Genomic DNA, 16,981 nt, shown 5'->3' on the forward strand with positions numbered 1-16,981 from the left:
CATTCGCGGGCCTGCCGTTCGGCTCTGGCGGGTCATCCGGCCGCTGGCTAGGCTTTCCAGGTTTGCTGGGACCGGTCCTCGGTGTCGAGGGTGCACCACGAGAGAGAGCCGGAGCGTTCACCGTGTCACCGCAGGACGTGAGCCAGGCCGTCGCGGTGTCCACCGCGTCGGCACCGCCCACGCGTCCCGACCCCGCTGACCGGCCGGCCTTCGCGACGTCCCGGACGGCCCGTGGTGGCCTGATCGCCGTCGGCGTGGTTCTGGTCGTGGAGGCGTGCTGGCTGGTTGCCGCGCTGCCCGGTGCCGCGTTGGTCAGTGACCTCGGCGGGATGCTGGTCGCCGGCTGGGCGACGCTCGCGTGCGTCGGGGTGGCCCGCCGGCATCCGGCACCACTGCGCCGGTTCTGGACGCTGCTCGCCGTCACCATGGCGCTCGCCGCGCTCGGCAGGGCGATCTGGACGACGCAGCGGCTCGTCGGCGGCGACCTGCCGCACACACCGCTGATCGGGGTGGTCTTCACCGCCGGCATCCTCACCGGAACGGCGGCGCTGCTCAGCTCGCCGTCGGCGCCCCGGACGGCGGTGGGGCGGGCCCGCACGTTGCTGGACGGGGTGATCGTCGCGCTGGCCCTGGTGCCGATCGGCTGGGTGCTGGTGTTCCGCGGGGTGGCCGCCGCCGAGTTGGCCGACCCGGCGCGCACGCTGGGGCTGCTCTACCCGATGTTCGACCTGATGCAGCTCACCATCCTGGTCGCCGTCGCAGGCCCGGCCCGGCCGATGTGGCGGCCGATGAGCGTGCTCGCGGCGAGCCTCACCCTGCGGGTCGTCGCCGACGTCGTCTACGTGTCGTTGGTCGTCCGTGCCGACTACGCCGCCGGTCACCCGATCGACCTGTGCTGGCCACTGAGCTACCTGCTGATCGGCCTGGCCACCCGGAATCCGCCACCACCGGACTGCGACGGCACCGACGACGCCGCCGGGTCGCCGCTGCCGCCCTGGTGGCGGGTGGCGCTGCCGTACCTGCCGGTGGGTGGGGCGATCATCGCGGTGGTGCTGACCCGTCGGCCCACCGGGCAGGCCCCGCAGCTGGTCTTCGTCACCATGATGGCGTTGCTCGCGGCCCTCGCCGTTCGGCAGGGGCTGGCCGCCAACGAGAACCTGCGGCTGGTGGCCCGGCTGCGCCGGCTCGCGTACGGCGACCAGCTCACCGGGCTGCCCAACCGGCTGCTGTTCAACCGGCGGCTGCGCCTGGCCCTGCGCGACGGTCGACCGGTGGCCGTGCTGCTGCTCGACCTGGACGGGTTCAAGCAGGTCAACGACCGGTTCGGGCACGCCACCGGCGACACTCTGCTGACCGGGTTGGCGGCCCGGATGCGGGCTGCCGTGAGCGACGACGGCATCATCGCCCGGCTCGGTGGCGACGAGTTCGCGGTGCTGGTCGACGGCGAGCGACCGGTCTCACCGGAGCGGCTCGCCGAGCGGCTGCTGGACGCGCTGCGGCCCTCCGGCGACGAGGAGGACGTCGGGGTGCACCCGTCGGCGAGCATCGGCATCGCCGAGTACGGCCCGCAGCACGCCTCGCACACCGACCTGCTGCGCGACGCCGACATCGCCATGTACGCGGCGAAGGCGGCTGGGAAGTCCGCGTACCGGACGTGCACCCCGGCGCTGCGCGAGTCGGCCGTCTCCCGCGCCGAGTTGATCGCCGATCTGCGCCGCGCGGTCGACGAGGAGCAGCTGCACCTGGAGTTCCAACCGATCGTCGACCTGTGCACCGGCGCGGTTCGCAGCGCCGAGGCGTTGGTGCGCTGGCGGCACCCGCGCCTGGGGATGCTGCCACCGGCGAGGTTCCTGCCGCTGGCCGAGGAGACCGGGTTGATCCTGCCGATCGACCGCTGGGTGATCCACGAGGCGTGCCGGGCCGCCGCGACCTGGCGGGGCCGGGTGCCGGAGGCGACAGTCGCGGTGAACATCGCCGCGGCGCACCTGCGCCGGCCGGACCTGATCGCCACTGTCACCGCGGCCACCAGTGCCGCCGGGCTGGCGCCGCGGGCGTTGACCCTGGAGCTGACCGAGTCGGCGCTGATCGAGGGCACCGACGCGGTGCTGGAGCGGCTGCACCAGATCCGGGAGCTGGGCATCAGGATCGCCATCGACGACTTCGGCACCGGTTACTCGTCGCTGAGCTACCTGCACCGCATCCCGGCCACCGAGCTGAAGATCGACCGCTCGTTCGTGGCCCGGTTGGGTGCCGACGACCGGGCGTACGCCACCGTGGAGATGATCACCCGGCTGGCTGGCGCGTTCGACCTGACGGTGGTCGCCGAGGGAGTGGAGACCGAGCGCCAGCACGAGGCGGTCACCGCGATCGGGTGCCCGCGCGGTCAGGGCTATCTGTACGGGCGGCCGGACGGCCCGGCCATGGTGGGCCAGAATCGGGCTTGACCCTCACGTAGCGGCAGGCGGGAGCCTGGTTCCCGGAAGGGAGGGGAACCATGGCGTACACGGTGGGTCAGGTGGCGAAGCTGGCTGGCGTGACGATCCGGACGTTGCACCACTACGACGAGATCGGGTTGCTCTCGCCGAGCGGACGGACCTCGGCTGGTTACCGCCGCTACGACGAGGCGGACCTGCAACGGCTGCAACTCGTCCTGTACTACCGGGAGCTGGGTTTCCCGCTTGAGGAGATCACCGCGATCATCGACGACCCGGCGGCCGACCCGGCCGCCCACCTGCGCCGACAGCACGAGCTGCTGACGGTACGGATGAAGCGGTTGCAGGAGATGGTCACGGCGATCGAGTTCGCGATGGAGGCGAGCAAGTTGAACATCCAACTCACTCCGGAAGAGCGGTTCGAGGTCTTCGGTGACGTCGACCCGGAGGAGCACCAGGCCGAGGCGGAGCAGCGCTGGGGTGACACCGACGCGTACCGGGAGTCGAACCGGCGGGCCTCCCGCTACAGCAAGGAGGACTGGCTACGGATCAAGGCGGAGAACGAGGACTGGGGTCGACGGATCGTCGCGGTGATGGCCTCGGGCGCCCCGGCCGACGGCCCGGAGGCGATGGAGTTGGCCGAGGAGCACCGGCAGATCATCAGCCGCTGGTTCTACGAGTGCTCGTACGAGATGCAGACCGGGTTGGCCGACATGTACCTGGCCGACGAGCGGTTCACCGCGCACTACGAGAGCATCGCCCCGGGGCTGGCCGCGTACCTGAACGAGGCGATCCACGCCAACGCGATCAGCCGCGCGTGACGTCGGGCGGTCCGGCTAGTCTGGCCGGACCGCACCGCGGTGAGCGTCGATCGGCGACCGGCCGGCGGCGTGCCGCTCGGGGGAGATGACCGTGCAGAAGCCGAAGCTGATCGCTGCTGTCGCCGTGCTCGTGGTGGCGGTGGGCGCCGGGGCGTACGCCCTGGTGGCTGGCGGCGACGAGCCGGACGCGGGTCGCCCGGCGGCGTCGGCCGGCCCGACCGACCCGGTGGCCGTGCTGAAGGCTGCCGCCGCGAAGGCCGACGAGCAGCCGTACAAGCTGACAGTGGGCACCGGCGGCGCGGACGGCGACGCCACGGTGTTGCTGTGGGACCCGAAGGCGAAGCGTGGTCTGGAGACCACCTCGCTGAAGGTGCCCACCGGTGAGGTGAAGATCGAGCGGTTGACGACCGGGCCGGACGTCTACGTGCGGGTGACCGCCCCGGACCGCCGAGTGCCGGTCTGGGACGGCAAGACCTGGTGGCACGTCGGCGCCGCGGGAAAGCCGGCGGCCAAGCAGGGCCTGGACAACACCCGGCTGGCCAGCACGTTGGCCGCGCCGGCCGGGGTCCGGCAGACGGCCACGCGGGAGTTCGCCGGCACGTTGGACCTGCGCGAGAGTGGCGCGGTGCTGGGCAGCGGGGTCAGCAAGGTGCTCGGTGACCGGGCCGGGGCGGTGCCGTTCACGGCGGCCGTCGACGAGCAGGGGCGGTTGGTGCGTTACCGCATCGAGTTGGCCAGCGAGCAGTCGCAGACCGCACAGCTCGACCTGACGTACTCGGACTTCGGGTCGCCGGTGTCGGCCGACCCGCCGGCGGTCGACCTGGTTGGCGAGGACCCGCCGGCGAACATCCCCGGCGCCTGACGGCTCACTCCTCGACCGCCCCCTCGCCGGGGGTGACGACGAAGTCGTAGACGGTACGGGCCATCCGACGGACCGTCTCGTCGCCGGTGGCCATCGGCCCGGCGGTGAGGAACGCGACGGCGGTCTCGGTGCCGGGGATCAGGTAGTAGCCGACGTCGTGGGAGGCGTCCGGCAGGTCACCGGTCTTGTGGGCCACCGGCACCCCGGGTGGCAACGCCGCCGGGATCTTGGTGTTCAGGGTCTGCTCCCGCATGAACCCGATCATCAGGTCACGGGACGCGGGGGTGAGGATCTCGCCGTCCCAGACGGCGCCGAGCAGGGACACCACGTCGTCCGGGCTGGTGTAGTTCTCCTCGCCACGCTGGGCGGCCGCACTGTCGAGCATCCGGCGGGCCAGGATGGTGGACCGCTGGTTCATCGAGTCGATCAGCGCGTTGACCGGGGCGAACCCACCCAGGTAGGTGATCAGCACGTTCGCGGCCACGTTGTCGCTGTACTTGATGAGGTACCGAGCGAGCCGGTGCAGGGTGACCACCTGCGGGAACGTTTCGAACTGCAACTGACCGGTGCCGCCGACCACGTCCTCCGGGGTGACCAGCACGCCGTCGTCGAGGGCGACCTGTCCACAGTCGACCCGGCGGAGCAGCTCGACGAGGATCCACAGTTTGATCACGCTGGCGGCCTTGGGGCGCAGCGAGCCGTTGACCGCGATCTGCTGGTCGCCGTACCGGCCGGACAGGTCGCGGACGGTGACCCCGGCCGGGTTGAGGCTCGCGTCGGCGACCACCCGGGCGAGCTGCCCGCTGAGCGGAAACAGCCGGGCTCCGGCGATCGGGTCGGTGGGCGGTTGCGGGCTGGTGACCACCACGCCGGTCAGCGTCGTCGGCGACCGGTGCTGTTGGATCACCTCAAGCGTGCCCTCGGCGCGTCCAACCAGCGGCACCCGGTAGCGGTAGGCCGTGCCCCCGACGACGACAGCGCCGCTGGCCACCCCGGCGGCGACCCGCATGCCCGGGTCGGCGACCCGGCCGGTGTCGCCGTCGCAGGCGCGGTAGCGCACGGTGTGCCCGAGCGAGTCCACAGCGAACACCCCGCCGGGGAACGACAACCAGGACACCTCGCTGGTCGGCGCCCGCTCCGGCGTCGGCTCCACACCGGGCTCGTGGCCCTGACCGTCCGCGGTGGCCGGCCCGGTCGTCGCGACCACGGCAAGCGCGACCGTCGCCGCCAGCCACTTCAGGGGTACGCGGACAGGGGCCCCCAGCAGGGAAGATGAGCGCTTCTTGTCGCTTTTTCTCACGTTTGCACGATATGAAGCGCCGGAGGCTGGTGAGGCCAGCGGGACCGGCGTCACCCGTCCGGGCGGCGATGTCCGCACGAGCGTGATGACTCACAGGTATAAAAATGACTCACAGGCATCAGCCTCATCAGCGGCACCGACCCCGGAGGTCCCCATGTTGATCATTGCAGGCAGTCTGCAGGTCGAACCGGCCGCACGTGAGGCCTACCTGGCCGACTGCGAACAGGTCATCGCGCAGGCGCGCGCCACCGCCGGCTGCCTCGACTTCCTGCTCGCGGCCGACCCGTTGGAGCCGGGGCGGATCCACGTCTACGAACGCTGGGAGTCCGCGGAGCAGTTGGCCGCGTTCCGGGGCTCCGGGCCGAGTGACACGCAGGAAGTGGAGATCCTCGACGCCGACGTGCAGCGCTACCTCATCTCCGGCGTCGAGGCACCCTGACCCGGGTCACCCACGGCCGGAGGGTCACATCGGCGGTCCCGCCGAGGGCTCGGGTTCCGCGGGCAGGCTGGGCGCCAGCCGGCGCATCGAGGTGAACGCGGGCACCAGCGCGTCGTACAGCTCGGCGAAGAGCGGCAGCAGCGCCGCGTAGGTGGCGGCGGCGGCCGGATCGGGGCGTACCGTCTCCTCGATCCGCACCAGGTCGGCGGCGACGTCGATGCTGGGGATCAGCCCCAGCGCCTGCATGCCGAGCAGCGCCGCGCCGAAGCTCGACCCCTCGTGCGCGGCCGGAAAACTCACCGGCAGGCCGAGCACGTCGGCGAGCATCTGCCGCCACAGGCCGCTGCGGGCGAAACCGCCACCGGCCCGGATCTCGCGGACCTCGTTGCCGGCCGAGCGCACCGAGCTGAGCACCAGCGCAAGCTGCTGACAGACCCCCTCCAGCGCCGCCCGGATCAGATGCTCGCGGCGGTGCCCGTGGGTCAACCCCACGTACGCGCCGCGCGGCAGCGCGCTCCAGTGCGGCGCGCGTTCGCTGTGCAGGTACGGCAGCATGATGAGCCCGCCCGAGCCGACCGGCGCGCGGGCGGCGAGGGCGACCAGCTCCTCCTCGGCGTGCTCGCCCAGGTCCGGGGCGAGCGCCGCGCCGGCCCACTTGAGGACAATGCCGCCGTTGTTGATCGCGCCGCCGACGGTCCAGCGGTGCTCGGTCAGCGCGTAGCAGAACACCCCACCCAGCGGGTCCACGCCCGGCCGCTCCACCATCACGCGCATCGCGCCGCTGGTGCCGATCGAGCAGGCCACCATCCCCGGGTGCACCGCGCCCAGGCCCAGGTTCGCCAGTGGCCCGTCCCCGGCGCCGACCACCACCGGGGTGCGCTCCGGCAGACCGGTCACGGCCGCGACCTGCGGGGTGAGGCTGGGCAGCACGGCGGTGGTGGCGACGAGCTGGGGGAGTTGCTCCTCGGTGATGCCGGCGATGGTCAGCGCCTCGCTGTCCCACTCCAGTGTGTGGATGTCCATCAGGCCGGTGGCCGAGGCGATGGAGTGGTCGATGACCAGCGCGTCGCAGAGCCGCAGCAGCACCCAGTCCTTGATGCCCACCCAGTGCGCGACGCTCTTGAAGAGCTTCGGCTCCTGCTCGGCGAACCAGAGCAGCTTGGGCAGCGGTGACATGGGATGGACCGGCGTGCCGGTGCGACGGTGCAGGGCCAGCCCGGACGGCACCGCCCGCAGCCGCTCCGCCTGCCGGGTCGCGCGCGAGTCGGCCCAGGTGATCGACGGGGTGAGCGGGTTGCCGGCCGCGTCCAGGCCGATCAGGCTGTGCATGGCGGAGCTGAACGAGAGCCCGGCCACCGGCTCGACCAGCTCGGCCACCACCATGCTGATCGACTTCAGCACGGCGTCGAGGATGAGTTGCGGCTCCTGCTCGGCGTACCCGGGTTGGGGGTCGTCCAGCGGGTAGCCGACCGAGTGGCTGGCGAGCTGCCGCCCGTCGGTGTCGTACGCGACGGCCTTGGTGCTGGTGGTGCCGATGTCCACCCCGACCACGACCCCAGGCAGGGTGGCTGGCGGCACTACCGTCACCCCCTCGGTATACATGAATCGACGCAACAGTATCGCCCTATCGTGTTGGTTGCTCCGCCGATCGGACAGTTCGCCCGTTTCGGCGTTTCCGAGCGCCGCGCCGCGCCTGTTAATCCCCATGACACCCCAGATTGGTGGCCTGCGCGGCGAAGGAGTCGGCGTGGCAAAGACTGAATCGACGGGTTCCACCTGGCGCTACCGGTGGGCGCACCGGCAGAACGTGCGGCGGGTCAGCACCTACCGCGGCGCCGAAGCGGCGTGGCGGCGACGCGACGACGAGTTACGGCGGCTGCGCGTCCTGGCCGCCGACTTCCAGGGCTCGGCGGCGGCCGGTGCGGGACTGCCGCTGGAGTTGGCCGCCGACGAGGTGGTGCTCTGGGCGCTGCCCGCGGCGCAACTGGTCGAGGTGCGGCACACCACGGTGCTGCCCGCGCCCGACCTGACTGTCGCCCCGCAGACCGGGCCGCTGCGCCCGCGCCGCCCCGACGGCGTACGCGTCACCGACGCCGGCATGGCCGTGATCACCAGCCGTCGACTGGTGCTGCTCGGTGGGCGAGGCCGGCGCGAGTGGGCGTACGGCCGGATCACCGGGCTGGCCCACGACCCGGCGGCCCCGGTCACCCTGATCCAGGCGCTGGACCGGCGGCTCACCTCCGGGTTGCTGCTGCCCACCGACGCCGCGCCGGACTTCCGGTTCAAGCTGACGCTGGCCTTCGCCGACGCGATCGAACAACGCGCCGCGGTGCTCGCCCAGCTCGACGAGCTGATCGCCGAGCACGCCCAGCTCAAGCCGTTCCGGCCGGCAGTGAACACCCCCGCGCAGGCCCGGTTCACCGCGCGGGTGCCGGGTGGTCGGCGGACCCTCGCGGTGGCCGCCGCCATCGCGCTGCTGGTGCCGGCGGCGCTGATCGAGTCGGACCCGTCCGACCCGACCGGTGGCGCGGAGGTCGCCGCCGCCGCCACCCCGGCACCCACCCAGAGCGCGCCACCCACCCACAGCGCGGCGCCCGCGCTGATCCGCCCGTCGCCGGTGCGGGTCACCCCGCCGTCGAAGCCGACCAGGTCGCCACGGCCGTCACCGAGCGCGTCTCAGGGCCCGCGCTGTGGGGCGCCGGAAAACCCGCTGGGGTACGACTATTGCGGGGGGACGCGGATCCGCAAGCCGGCCGCCGAGGTGTGCGACTGGTTCGACTGCGTTCCGCAGTTCTGGTCCGGCCGGGGTTACCTCGTGCAGTGTCGGGACGGTTCGGTGAGCCTGACCGGCGGCCGGCCCAATGCCTGCGCGGAGCACGGTGGCGTGCGGCGAACCGTCGCCAAGTGACCGATTTGGGGGCGAAAGTCTGCTTCGGTCGGCCAGAATGATCGAGTGGAGATCCGGTCTGACGATGGCGCTCGGGTGCGGATACGCCCCGTCGGCTACCAGCCTGGCATCGACCCGCCCGACGACCCCGAGGGGCCCACGCCCGGCTGGCACGACTGGCTGCTCATCGAGGTGGACGCCCGCACCGCCGACGGTCAGACCTGGTCACACCACTACCCGAGCCTGATGGTCGAGGAGGCCCGCGCCCTCGGCGGCTGGCTGCACGGGCAGGCCACCGCCGCCCTCGGGCTGAGCGCGCCGCCGGCGCTGGTCCGCTTCACAGAACCCAACCTGGCCCTGCGCAGCCGGGTGCTGCGCCGCCGCCGGCTGGAACTGATCGTGGAGTTCTCCGCCGAGTCGCTGCCACCGTGGATGCGCCGCCCGTCCACCGCGATCTACCCGCTGGTCCTCACCGTGTCCGCCGACGCCCTCGCCACCGCCGCCCAGCACTGGGCCGAACACTGCGAGGCGTACCCGCCACGGACCCGGTCACGGTTTCCAGCCCGGGGCCGGCTCCCCGACCCACTAGGCTAGAGTGATCTTCGTCAGCCACGAGAGGAGGTGAGCCCGGTGACCACCCATCGTCATTCCTGGGCGCTCCTCTCGGCCGTCCCCCTCAGCTGACCTTCCGCGTCGGGGAGCGCCCTCCTTATCGGAGGACCAATGTCTGTCTCTTCCTTCCGCATCGACGTGCCCGATGCGGTCCTCGACGACCTGCGGGCCCGACTGGCCCGTACCCGATTCACCGACCGCAGCGGCAACCAGCCGTGGCAGGGCGGCGTCGACCCCGACTACCTGCGGGACCTGGTGTCCTACTGGCACGACGGATTCGACTGGCGAACCCGCGAGGCCGAGCTCAACGCGTACCCCCAGCACCTGGCCGTCATCGGCGGCCGGAAGCTGCACTTCCTGCACGTCCGGGCCGCGCGCCCGGCGGGTACGCCCGCGCCGTTGCCGTTGATCCTCAGCCACGGCTGGCCCAGCAGCTTCGTCGAGATGCTGCCGCTGGTCGACCGGCTGACCAGCCCTGCCGGCGGCGGTTTCGACGTGGTGGTGCCCTCGCTGCCAGGCTTCGGCTTCTCGGAGGTTCCGGACGAGCCGGTCACCCGGGCGTTGCTGGCTCGGACGCTGCACGAGCTGATGACCGATGTGCTCGGCTACGAGCGGTACGGCGCCTTCGGCGGCGACGTCGGGGGAGTGGTCACAGGCTGGCTGGGTGCCCTCCATCCGGAGCAGGTGGCCGGCATCCACATGATCCATCCACCGTTCCCGGCCAGCTTCGACGCCCGTCCACTGTCGGCGGCCGAGCAGGCGTACCTGAACGCCGAAGCCGCGTACGACGAGACCGACGGCGGCTACAGCGCCATCATGGGCACCCGCCCGGACACCCTCGCGGCGGCGCTCGCCGACTCACCCGCTGGGCTGGCCGCCTGGATCGTCGACAAGTATCGCGACTGGAGCGACAACCACGGGGACCTGGCGAACAGCATCGACACCGACACCCTGCTCACCATCATCACGCTCTACTGGGTCACCGGCACGATCGGGTCGTCGTTCCGGCAGTACGCCGACTTCGGCCACAACACGCCACGACCCGACATCACCGTGCCGGCTGCGTTCACGGTGAGCACCGAACCCTCGATGGCCAACTTCCCCCGGGAGATCGCCGAGCGGGCCTGCACCGACATCCGGCACTGGAGCGAGCCGGGCCGGGGCGGGCACTTCATGCCGCTGGAGGAGCCGGATCTGCTGGCCAGTGAGATGAGGCAGTTCTTCACCTCGCTGCGCGCGTAGTTGCTGTAGTTCGCCTGTCCTGTCCTGCCCGGCGGCTGCTCTGATTTCCCTGAGCGGCCGCCGGCACCGGGCTACGCGCCGCCGAGCGACGCCTTGGCGGCGTCGATGGCGTCGGACAGTTCCTCGTTGTACGGGAAGCCGTCCTCAACGATGGCCATGTTGACCCCGCATTCGCGCTGCCGCGCTCGTAGCAGCGTCTCCTCCACCGGGGTCACCGGGAACGCCAGCGGGTCGAGACCGGGAGCGGAGCCCAGGTCGTCGACCAGGAGCCACTTGCTGTGCTCGTCGTAGACGACCACCCCGGCGGAGATCCCCCTGGTCCACTGGTTGAACAGCGCGGCCAGGCTGGTGGCGGCACGGACCGAGTCCCAGGCGTCGGGCGAGATCTCGTAGCGCCAGATCTCACCCTCGTGGTCGCCGGCCAGGACGAACGTGTAGAGGAGGGCATCGAAGAAGAACAGCGGCAGTTGTTGCCGCCAAGGGAACGGCGTGCCGATCGACAACCCCAGATAGTCCAGTGCCTCCCCGCCCTCCGGCCATGGCATCCGCCATCCGACGTTGGGCAGCAACTGATGGTCGGGCCATCGCTGCGCCTGCAACCAGGTCAGTTGCTCCGCGATGTGCTCCACGCCGAAGATCCGGCGGACCTGCTCCGGCGGTTGTCCGGCCGGTGACTCGGGCTGGTCGGGCCAGTCGAGGCCGGCCGCCGCCGCCGCGAGGCGATAGTCGCGTACCGCGTCACGCAGCACGCGCATGTCATCAAGCATCAGGAAGCTCCTCGGCCAGGGGGTCCCGGGCAGGCTAACTCCCGGGCACCGACGCTGGTGTCCGTCAATACTCTCCTTTCGGGCGCAACGGGATGCATCGATCTCGCCCGCGTTGCCTGTCACGTACGTGAGCGGTTGTACCGCGTGTGACCGTGACCTCTGTGGCCAGCGCTCCCTGGCGGATCGCCTGGGCCGAGCGCGAGAACGAGCGCCGGCAGCGCGCGTACCGCGACGCCACCGACGCCTGGCTGCGCCGCGACGACCACCTGGCCCGGCTCCGCATCGAAGCCGCCAGCTTCCTCGGGTGTACGCAGCCACGCACCGGCCTCCCCGTGCAGCTCGACGATGACGAACTCGTCTTCCGCGTCCTCCCCGTCGCCGAGCTGGTCGAGGCCGAGGCCCGGCACATTCCCGGGCTGCCCACCCCGGGCGGCCCCTGTGCCTTCGCGGAGGTGTCGGGCGAAGCGCTGCCGGCGGGCCTGCGGGTCGTCGACACCGGCATGGCCGTCGTGACCAGCCACCGGGTGGCCTTCGCCGGCCGAGAGCGCCGACGCGAGTGGCGGTACGCCGACCTGGTCGGCCCCGCGCACCACCCCGACGTGCCGGTCACCCTGCTGCCCGACCACAGTCGACTCGCCGGGCTGCTCGTCCCAGCCAACGCCGTGGTGAACTTCCGCTTCTACCTCACCCTCGCGGTCGCCGACGACCGTGCCACCGTCACCGCGCAGGTCGACGCTCTGCTGGCCGCCCACCGGGCCGCCCGGCCTTCGCCCTCTGTCTTGGTATCACCTGACGAGGCACCGCTGACGGCGGTACGACCCGACCGCCGGGCGCTCGGTGCTGCCGCGGTCGCGGCGGTGGTGTTCGCGACGATGGGTCCCGGCGCTCTGGGTCCCGGTGCGTTGGGCCCTGGCGCTCTGGGGCCTGGTGCTGTGGGGCCTCGCGTCCTGCGGTCGGAGCAGACCGCTCCGGTGCAGCGGGCGGAGATCGTCGCCCTGGAGGCCGCCCTCATTTCGGTACGTCCCGTCGGGCCGGTGGCGCCCAAGGCCAGGACCGGATCGGTCAGCGGTGCCGCGCAGAGCAGGCCGAATGCCGCCCCGAACCGACCGGTGGCTGTCTCCACGGTCGTGGGACCGTCTGCCGCGCTGGCTCCGCCGCCGGTCGTCACGCCGTCCGTCGTCCCGGCACCGTCCGCCAGTTCGGTGCCGACACCTGGCCCGGTCCCCACCACGGGTCCGCCCACGCCGGCCCCACCGACGCCGCCGGCCTCGCCCACTCCGAGTGGGACGCCGTCACCTGGTCTGCTGAAGGTCTGCCTGGATCCTCTTCAACTTCCGTTGCTGGACCCGTTGCTCTGCCCGTCTCCGGCACCCTGATCGGTGTACGTGCTCGCGCGCTTTAGTGCCGGCATGCTTCGTGCGGCGTGTGGTCGTCTGGGTGTGGTCAGTCCATGGCGCTGAAGTCGGGGACGGTCAGGGTGCCGTCCGCGGCGAGGGTGAAGCCAGGGTTCCAGGCGATCTCCCAGAGGTGACCGTCCGGGTCAGCGAAATAGCCGGCGTAGCCGCCGTAGAACGTCTCCCTCGCCGGCATGGTCACCGTGCCGCCAGCCTTGGTCGCCGTCGCCATCAGCTCGTCGACCTCCTCCCGCGAGCGGACGTTCTGAGCCAGGGTCACCCCGCCGAAGCCGTCGGTGCGCCGATCGCTGATGCCGGCGTCGGCGGCCAGCTTTTGCCTGCTCCAGAGGACGAGGGCCAGACCGCCGGCCTGGAGGAAGACCGTCTCCTCGACCTCCTGGCCGTGCCAGCCGAGCTGCTCGTAGAACGCTTTTGCACGGGCTACGTCCGAGACGCCCAGGGTGACGAGGCTGATGCGCTGCTCCATGCTCCTCAACCTAACGCGTGATCACTCAGGGGCGTGGCAGACAGCCTCGACGTTGTTGCCATCCGGGTCGCGGACGAACGCGGCGAAGTACGTCGGGTGGTACTCCGGCCAGACGCGGGGCGCATGCAGGACCTCCGCGCCGGCCTTGACGGCGGCGTCATGGAACGCCTGGACGGTGGTGCGGTCATCGGCGGTGAAGGCCAGGTGCAGCTCCCGAGCTTCGCCGGAGGTGTCGGTGGGGCCGAGCCAGAACTCGGGGCGATCCGTGCCGTAGCCGACGACGTTCGGGAACTCCAACAGGCGGCGACCGCCGAGTGGGGCGAGCACCGCGTCGTAGAAGGCGGCGCTGGCTGTCACGTCGCGGACCTGCACGGACAGATGATCCATCATCGCGGGTTCCTCCAGTCACGGGTTCAGGGCGGACGTCACGCTAACGGCGGGGTGTGACACCAGGCCGCCGATGGCACTAAGCAGCGATCGTTCGAGCGGTGGCGTATACGTCGGCGGGTAGGGCGTGGTGGAGCTTCCACAGGACGCGTATGGGTCGGTCACCGGTGTGCGACTCGTACGTCATGGTGCCGGCGTACAGGTACGGCGGTGCGCCCAGGTCGCGGTCGGCGATCCGGGTTTCACGAACGAAGAGGTGCACCGTCGAGCCGCCCGACGTGTAGCGCTGCCCGGTTGCCGACGCCGACGAGGTGGTGCTCTGCGACTCCCACTGGAACAGCGTTTCGGTGATGGCCCGGTCGGCGTACATGGTGGTGGGGGAGTAGTGCGATTCCGACTTGACCAGGGTGACGAAGAACAGATCGGCCTGGGCGTCGGGCAACCACTTCACCCCCTCGCGCAGCGATCCCGGGTTGGTCATCCCGAAGGCGGCGCACGCCTCGTTGCGGCTGTACCGGGCGTGCACCCGCAACGGCACCGCACCCAGAGCGGCAGTGGGCGTGACCCGGTGGATGCGGTCCCGCAGCACCTCGGCGACCTGGCGCAACTCGGCGCAGCGGGCCGGATCCTTCCAGAGTCGGACCAGCCGCTCGTCGCTTGTCGCTAGTGGTGCGGTTGGCCCCCAGAGGCTGAAGTGCAGCATGTCCAGCAGTCGGCCGTTCCCCGCGTACACCTGCTGACCTGGCGCGGGCGGTCCCGCCGCGACCCGGGTCAGCAGCTCCAGCCGGTCGATGTCGTCGGTGTGCAGCATGCGACCGATGGCCCGGCCCAGCTCCCGGTCGTCCGGGCCGGGCGCAGACGTCTCGATGCCGGCCAGCCGCCGCAGCCCGGTCCAGCCGCCGATGCTGGCCGACCGGTACACGTCCTCGATCTCCAGGCCGGTCTCGCGGAGGAACGTCGCCAGGCTGACGTCGCCGAGTTGCCGCAGCTCAGACACCAGGCCGGCCTTGGAGGTGGGCAACGCTGATCGCAGGTTGGCGAGCACGACCTCCTTCGCCACCCGGTCCAGCTCGACGTGGCAGCCGCTCGGCAGGCTCGGGAAGTCATCGCGCACTGCCTCGGTGATCGCCCGCCGGCTCACCCCGGTCAGGGCACGCCACCGCAGATCGAAGCGGAAGTTGGCGTGCTGCCCGCCGATGAAGTCGAGCACGGTCAGGCAGGGCTTGTCGTCGTCCAAGCGCAGGCCACGGCCGAGCTGTTGCAGGAAGATCGTGGCGCTCTCGGTGGGCCGCAGCATCAGGATCGTGTCGACCATCGGGAGGTCGACCCCCTCGTTGAACAGGTCCACCGTGAAGAGCACCCGCAGCTTGCCGGCCTTGAAGTCCCGCAACAGCCCCGCCCGATCGGTGCCGGCCCGCGAGGTCACCGCCGCCGCCTCGACACCGTGCTGCTTGAACCAATCCGCCATGAACTCCGCGTGCCCGATGCTCACGCAGAACCCGAGCGCCCGCATCCGCCCGACGTCCACCTTGTCGCTGACCGCTCGCAGCACCGACCGCGCTCGCGCGTGGTTGCCGGTGTAGAGGCCGTTGAGCTCTGCCAGGTTGTAGCCCTGCCCGCGCTTCCAGGTCACCTGCGACAGGTCCACGTCGTCGTGCAGCCCGAAATACTGGAACGGAGCCAACAACTGCCGCTCCAACGCCTCCCACAGGTGCAGCTCAACGGCCGCGCGCCCGTCGAACCACCGGCGCACGTCGCCGCCGTCGGCCCGGTCGGGGGTCGCCGTCAGGCCCAGGAGTACGCGAGGGCGCAGCCGATCCAACAGCCGCGCGTACGTCGGTGCCTCCGCGTGGTGGAACTCGTCCACGATCACCATGTCGTACGCCTCGGGGTCGACCTCCCGTCGGTGCAGCGACTGGATGGAGGCGAAGACGTGCTTCCAGCCGTTCGGCTTCTCGCCTGCCACGAGGGCTTCGCCAAAGCTGCCGTCGCCCATGACTTGCCGGAACGTGGACAGGCTCTGCCGCAGGATCTGCTCCTGATGAGCGACGAAGAGCAGCGAGTCTGCTCGTCCCGCCTTGTGTAGCCGGCGGTAGTCGAGGGCGGCGACCACCGTCTTGCCGGTGCCGGTCGCCATCACCACGAGGTTGCGCCAGCGCCCGTGCACCAGCCGCTCGGCGTCCAGGTCGGCAAGGATCTCGGCCTGATACGGGTACGGACGCACGTCCAGGTTCGAGATCCCGTTCGGCGCATCGTCGCGGCGCTCCCCGCTCAACGCGTGCCGTAGGCGCTCGGCGTCCCTAGCCGCGTCGTACGCCTCGAACGCCGGATCGTTCCAGTAGTCCTCGAACGTCGCCGTGAACGTGTCGATGACGTGCGGCTGCTCCATGTTCGAGATGCGGACGTTCCACTCCACGCCGTCCACCAGCGCGGTCTTGGACAGGTTGGACGAGCCGACGTACGCGGTGGTGGTGCCGCTGTTGCGGCGGAACAGCCACGCCTTGGCATGCAGGCGGGTGGTCCTCGTCTCGTACGACACCTTGATCTCGGCGCCCAGCTCGGCGAGTCGGTCGAGGGCTCTTTGGTCGGTGGCGCCGAGGTAGGTGGTGGTGATGACGCGGACCTTGCCGCCACGGGCGATCAGCTCGCGGATGGCTGGCTCGACGATGCGTAGGCCGTACCACTTGATGAACGCGCAGAGCAGGTCGACGCTCTCGGCCGACGCCATCTCGTGGTTGACCTCGTGGCCGATGTGGGGCTGGTGGCGGCCGTTGACCAGCAGCGCGCCGGTGGAGAGGGGAGTGGTGGGGCGCTGCGGGAAGGCTGGTAGCGCGGGCGGTGTTGGTGGGGCGGCGATGGCGTGGAGCAGGTGCTTGGCGTCGGTCACCTGGTCCTGTTCGGTCGCTGCCATTGGACTCAGGGCGGCGATGGCCTCGGCGATCTGGTTCGCCATTGCGATCTGGTGGTGGAGCTTGTCGTCACTGTTGGGAACTGCTTGGAGAGCGCGGGCAGCCAGGGTGGCGATGTGGCGGGCGAGGGTGCGGTGAGCGTCGGCGGGGTCGAGTTTGTGGTGTTGGACCAGGGCGGGATCGACGTGCTGGAGGCGGTCGGCCAGCTCGCGGGTGATCAGGTGCTCGTAAAGCCCCCGCTCAAGATCCGTCATCAGCGGACCGTACCTACGGCACAACGATGGAGCAATCCTTGGCTTGTCAGCTTCTCGACAGTGAATTCGAGTGAAGTCAAGTATGCATCTGGACTGGCAATCGTAAAAGACCTCTGAGTTGGATGCGCGCCTGGTGGCCAAGGCTAGGCGCTGCAGGGCTCCCACTGATGTCCCCCACGATGTAGCCT

Annotated in this window: 14 protein-coding genes; 8 read left to right on the forward strand and 6 right to left on the reverse strand. The window is 71.0% G+C overall.

What is annotated here, in order from left to right; translation table 11 throughout:
• The first annotated feature begins 122 nt into the window (after positions 1-122).
• The 3 genes from GA0070619_RS01340 to GA0070619_RS01350 all read left to right on the forward strand — a co-directional run bounded on the left by GA0070619_RS01340 (position 123) and on the right by GA0070619_RS01350 (position 4,115).
• Positions 123-2,444 carry a putative bifunctional diguanylate cyclase/phosphodiesterase gene (locus GA0070619_RS01340; protein ID WP_231927223.1) on the forward strand — a complete coding sequence of 774 codons (2,322 nt, stop codon included), beginning with the start codon at positions 123-125 and terminating at the stop codon, positions 2,442-2,444.
• A gap of 50 nt (positions 2,445-2,494) precedes the next feature.
• Entirely contained in the window at positions 2,495-3,253 is a 759-nt protein-coding gene (locus GA0070619_RS01345; protein WP_088946361.1) for a MerR family transcriptional regulator, read from the forward strand.
• A 91-nt stretch (positions 3,254-3,344) separates the two neighbouring features.
• Positions 3,345-4,115: a hypothetical protein gene (locus GA0070619_RS01350; RefSeq protein WP_157743868.1), complete on the forward strand. Its 771-nt coding sequence runs from the start codon at positions 3,345-3,347 to the stop codon at positions 4,113-4,115.
• A 4-nt stretch (positions 4,116-4,119) separates the two neighbouring features.
• Here GA0070619_RS01350 and GA0070619_RS01355 read toward each other — a convergent pair whose 3' ends face one another.
• Positions 4,120-5,415 (reverse strand): serine hydrolase, encoded by a 1,296-nt coding sequence (locus GA0070619_RS01355; protein WP_157743869.1) that lies wholly within the window; start codon positions 5,413-5,415, stop codon positions 4,120-4,122.
• A gap of 154 nt (positions 5,416-5,569) precedes the next feature.
• Here GA0070619_RS01355 and GA0070619_RS01360 point away from each other — a divergent pair, with 154 nt between their 5' ends.
• Positions 5,570-5,854, forward strand: coding sequence for a putative quinol monooxygenase (locus tag GA0070619_RS01360; protein ID WP_088946364.1), 285 nt, complete (start codon positions 5,570-5,572; stop codon positions 5,852-5,854).
• Between the two features lie 24 nt (positions 5,855-5,878).
• On the opposite strand, the gene GA0070619_RS01365 is transcribed toward GA0070619_RS01360, so the two are convergent.
• Entirely contained in the window at positions 5,879-7,441 is a 1,563-nt protein-coding gene (locus GA0070619_RS01365; RefSeq protein WP_231927224.1) for a gluconokinase, read from the reverse strand.
• Between the two features lie 160 nt (positions 7,442-7,601).
• Between GA0070619_RS01365 and GA0070619_RS01370 the strand changes: the two genes are divergently transcribed.
• The 3 genes from GA0070619_RS01370 (at position 7,602) to GA0070619_RS01380 (ending at position 10,595) form a co-directional block, all read left to right on the forward strand.
• Complete coding sequence (locus tag GA0070619_RS01370) at positions 7,602-8,762, forward strand: hypothetical protein (RefSeq protein WP_088946366.1); 1,161 nt, start codon at positions 7,602-7,604, stop codon at positions 8,760-8,762.
• A gap of 45 nt (positions 8,763-8,807) precedes the next feature.
• Complete coding sequence (locus GA0070619_RS01375; protein ID WP_088946367.1) at positions 8,808-9,335, forward strand: WapI family immunity protein; 528 nt, start codon at positions 8,808-8,810, stop codon at positions 9,333-9,335.
• Positions 9,336-9,464: 129 nt separating this feature from the next.
• Entirely contained in the window at positions 9,465-10,595 is a 1,131-nt protein-coding gene (locus tag GA0070619_RS01380; protein ID WP_088946368.1) for an epoxide hydrolase family protein, read from the forward strand.
• Positions 10,596-10,666: 71 nt separating this feature from the next.
• On the opposite strand, the gene GA0070619_RS01385 is transcribed toward GA0070619_RS01380, so the two are convergent.
• A complete protein-coding gene (locus GA0070619_RS01385) occupies positions 10,667-11,362 on the reverse strand; it encodes a hypothetical protein (RefSeq protein WP_088946369.1) in 696 nt (231 codons plus the stop codon).
• A 161-nt stretch (positions 11,363-11,523) separates the two neighbouring features.
• On the opposite strand from GA0070619_RS01385, the gene GA0070619_RS01390 reads away from it, so the two are divergent.
• Positions 11,524-12,738 (forward strand): hypothetical protein, encoded by a 1,215-nt coding sequence (locus GA0070619_RS01390; RefSeq protein ID WP_157743870.1) that lies wholly within the window; start codon positions 11,524-11,526, stop codon positions 12,736-12,738.
• 67 nt (positions 12,739-12,805) lie between these two features.
• Here GA0070619_RS01390 and GA0070619_RS01395 read toward each other — a convergent pair whose 3' ends face one another.
• The 3 genes from GA0070619_RS01395 to GA0070619_RS01405 all read right to left on the reverse strand — a co-directional run bounded on the left by GA0070619_RS01395 (position 12,806) and on the right by GA0070619_RS01405 (position 16,793).
• The gene (locus GA0070619_RS01395; protein ID WP_088946371.1) at positions 12,806-13,243 is read right to left on the reverse strand and encodes a VOC family protein; all 438 of its coding nucleotides are present in this window, start codon (positions 13,241-13,243) and stop codon (positions 12,806-12,808) included.
• A gap of 21 nt (positions 13,244-13,264) precedes the next feature.
• Complete coding sequence (locus tag GA0070619_RS01400; RefSeq protein WP_088946372.1) at positions 13,265-13,633, reverse strand: VOC family protein; 369 nt, start codon at positions 13,631-13,633, stop codon at positions 13,265-13,267.
• A gap of 76 nt (positions 13,634-13,709) precedes the next feature.
• Positions 13,710-16,793, reverse strand: coding sequence for a DEAD/DEAH box helicase (locus GA0070619_RS01405; protein ID WP_088946373.1), 3,084 nt, complete (start codon positions 16,791-16,793; stop codon positions 13,710-13,712).
• Between the last annotated feature and the right edge of the window lie 188 nt (positions 16,794-16,981).

The sequence above is a fragment of the Micromonospora zamorensis genome, from assembly GCF_900090275.1.
Taxonomy (GTDB): domain Bacteria; phylum Actinomycetota; class Actinomycetes; order Mycobacteriales; family Micromonosporaceae; genus Micromonospora; species Micromonospora zamorensis.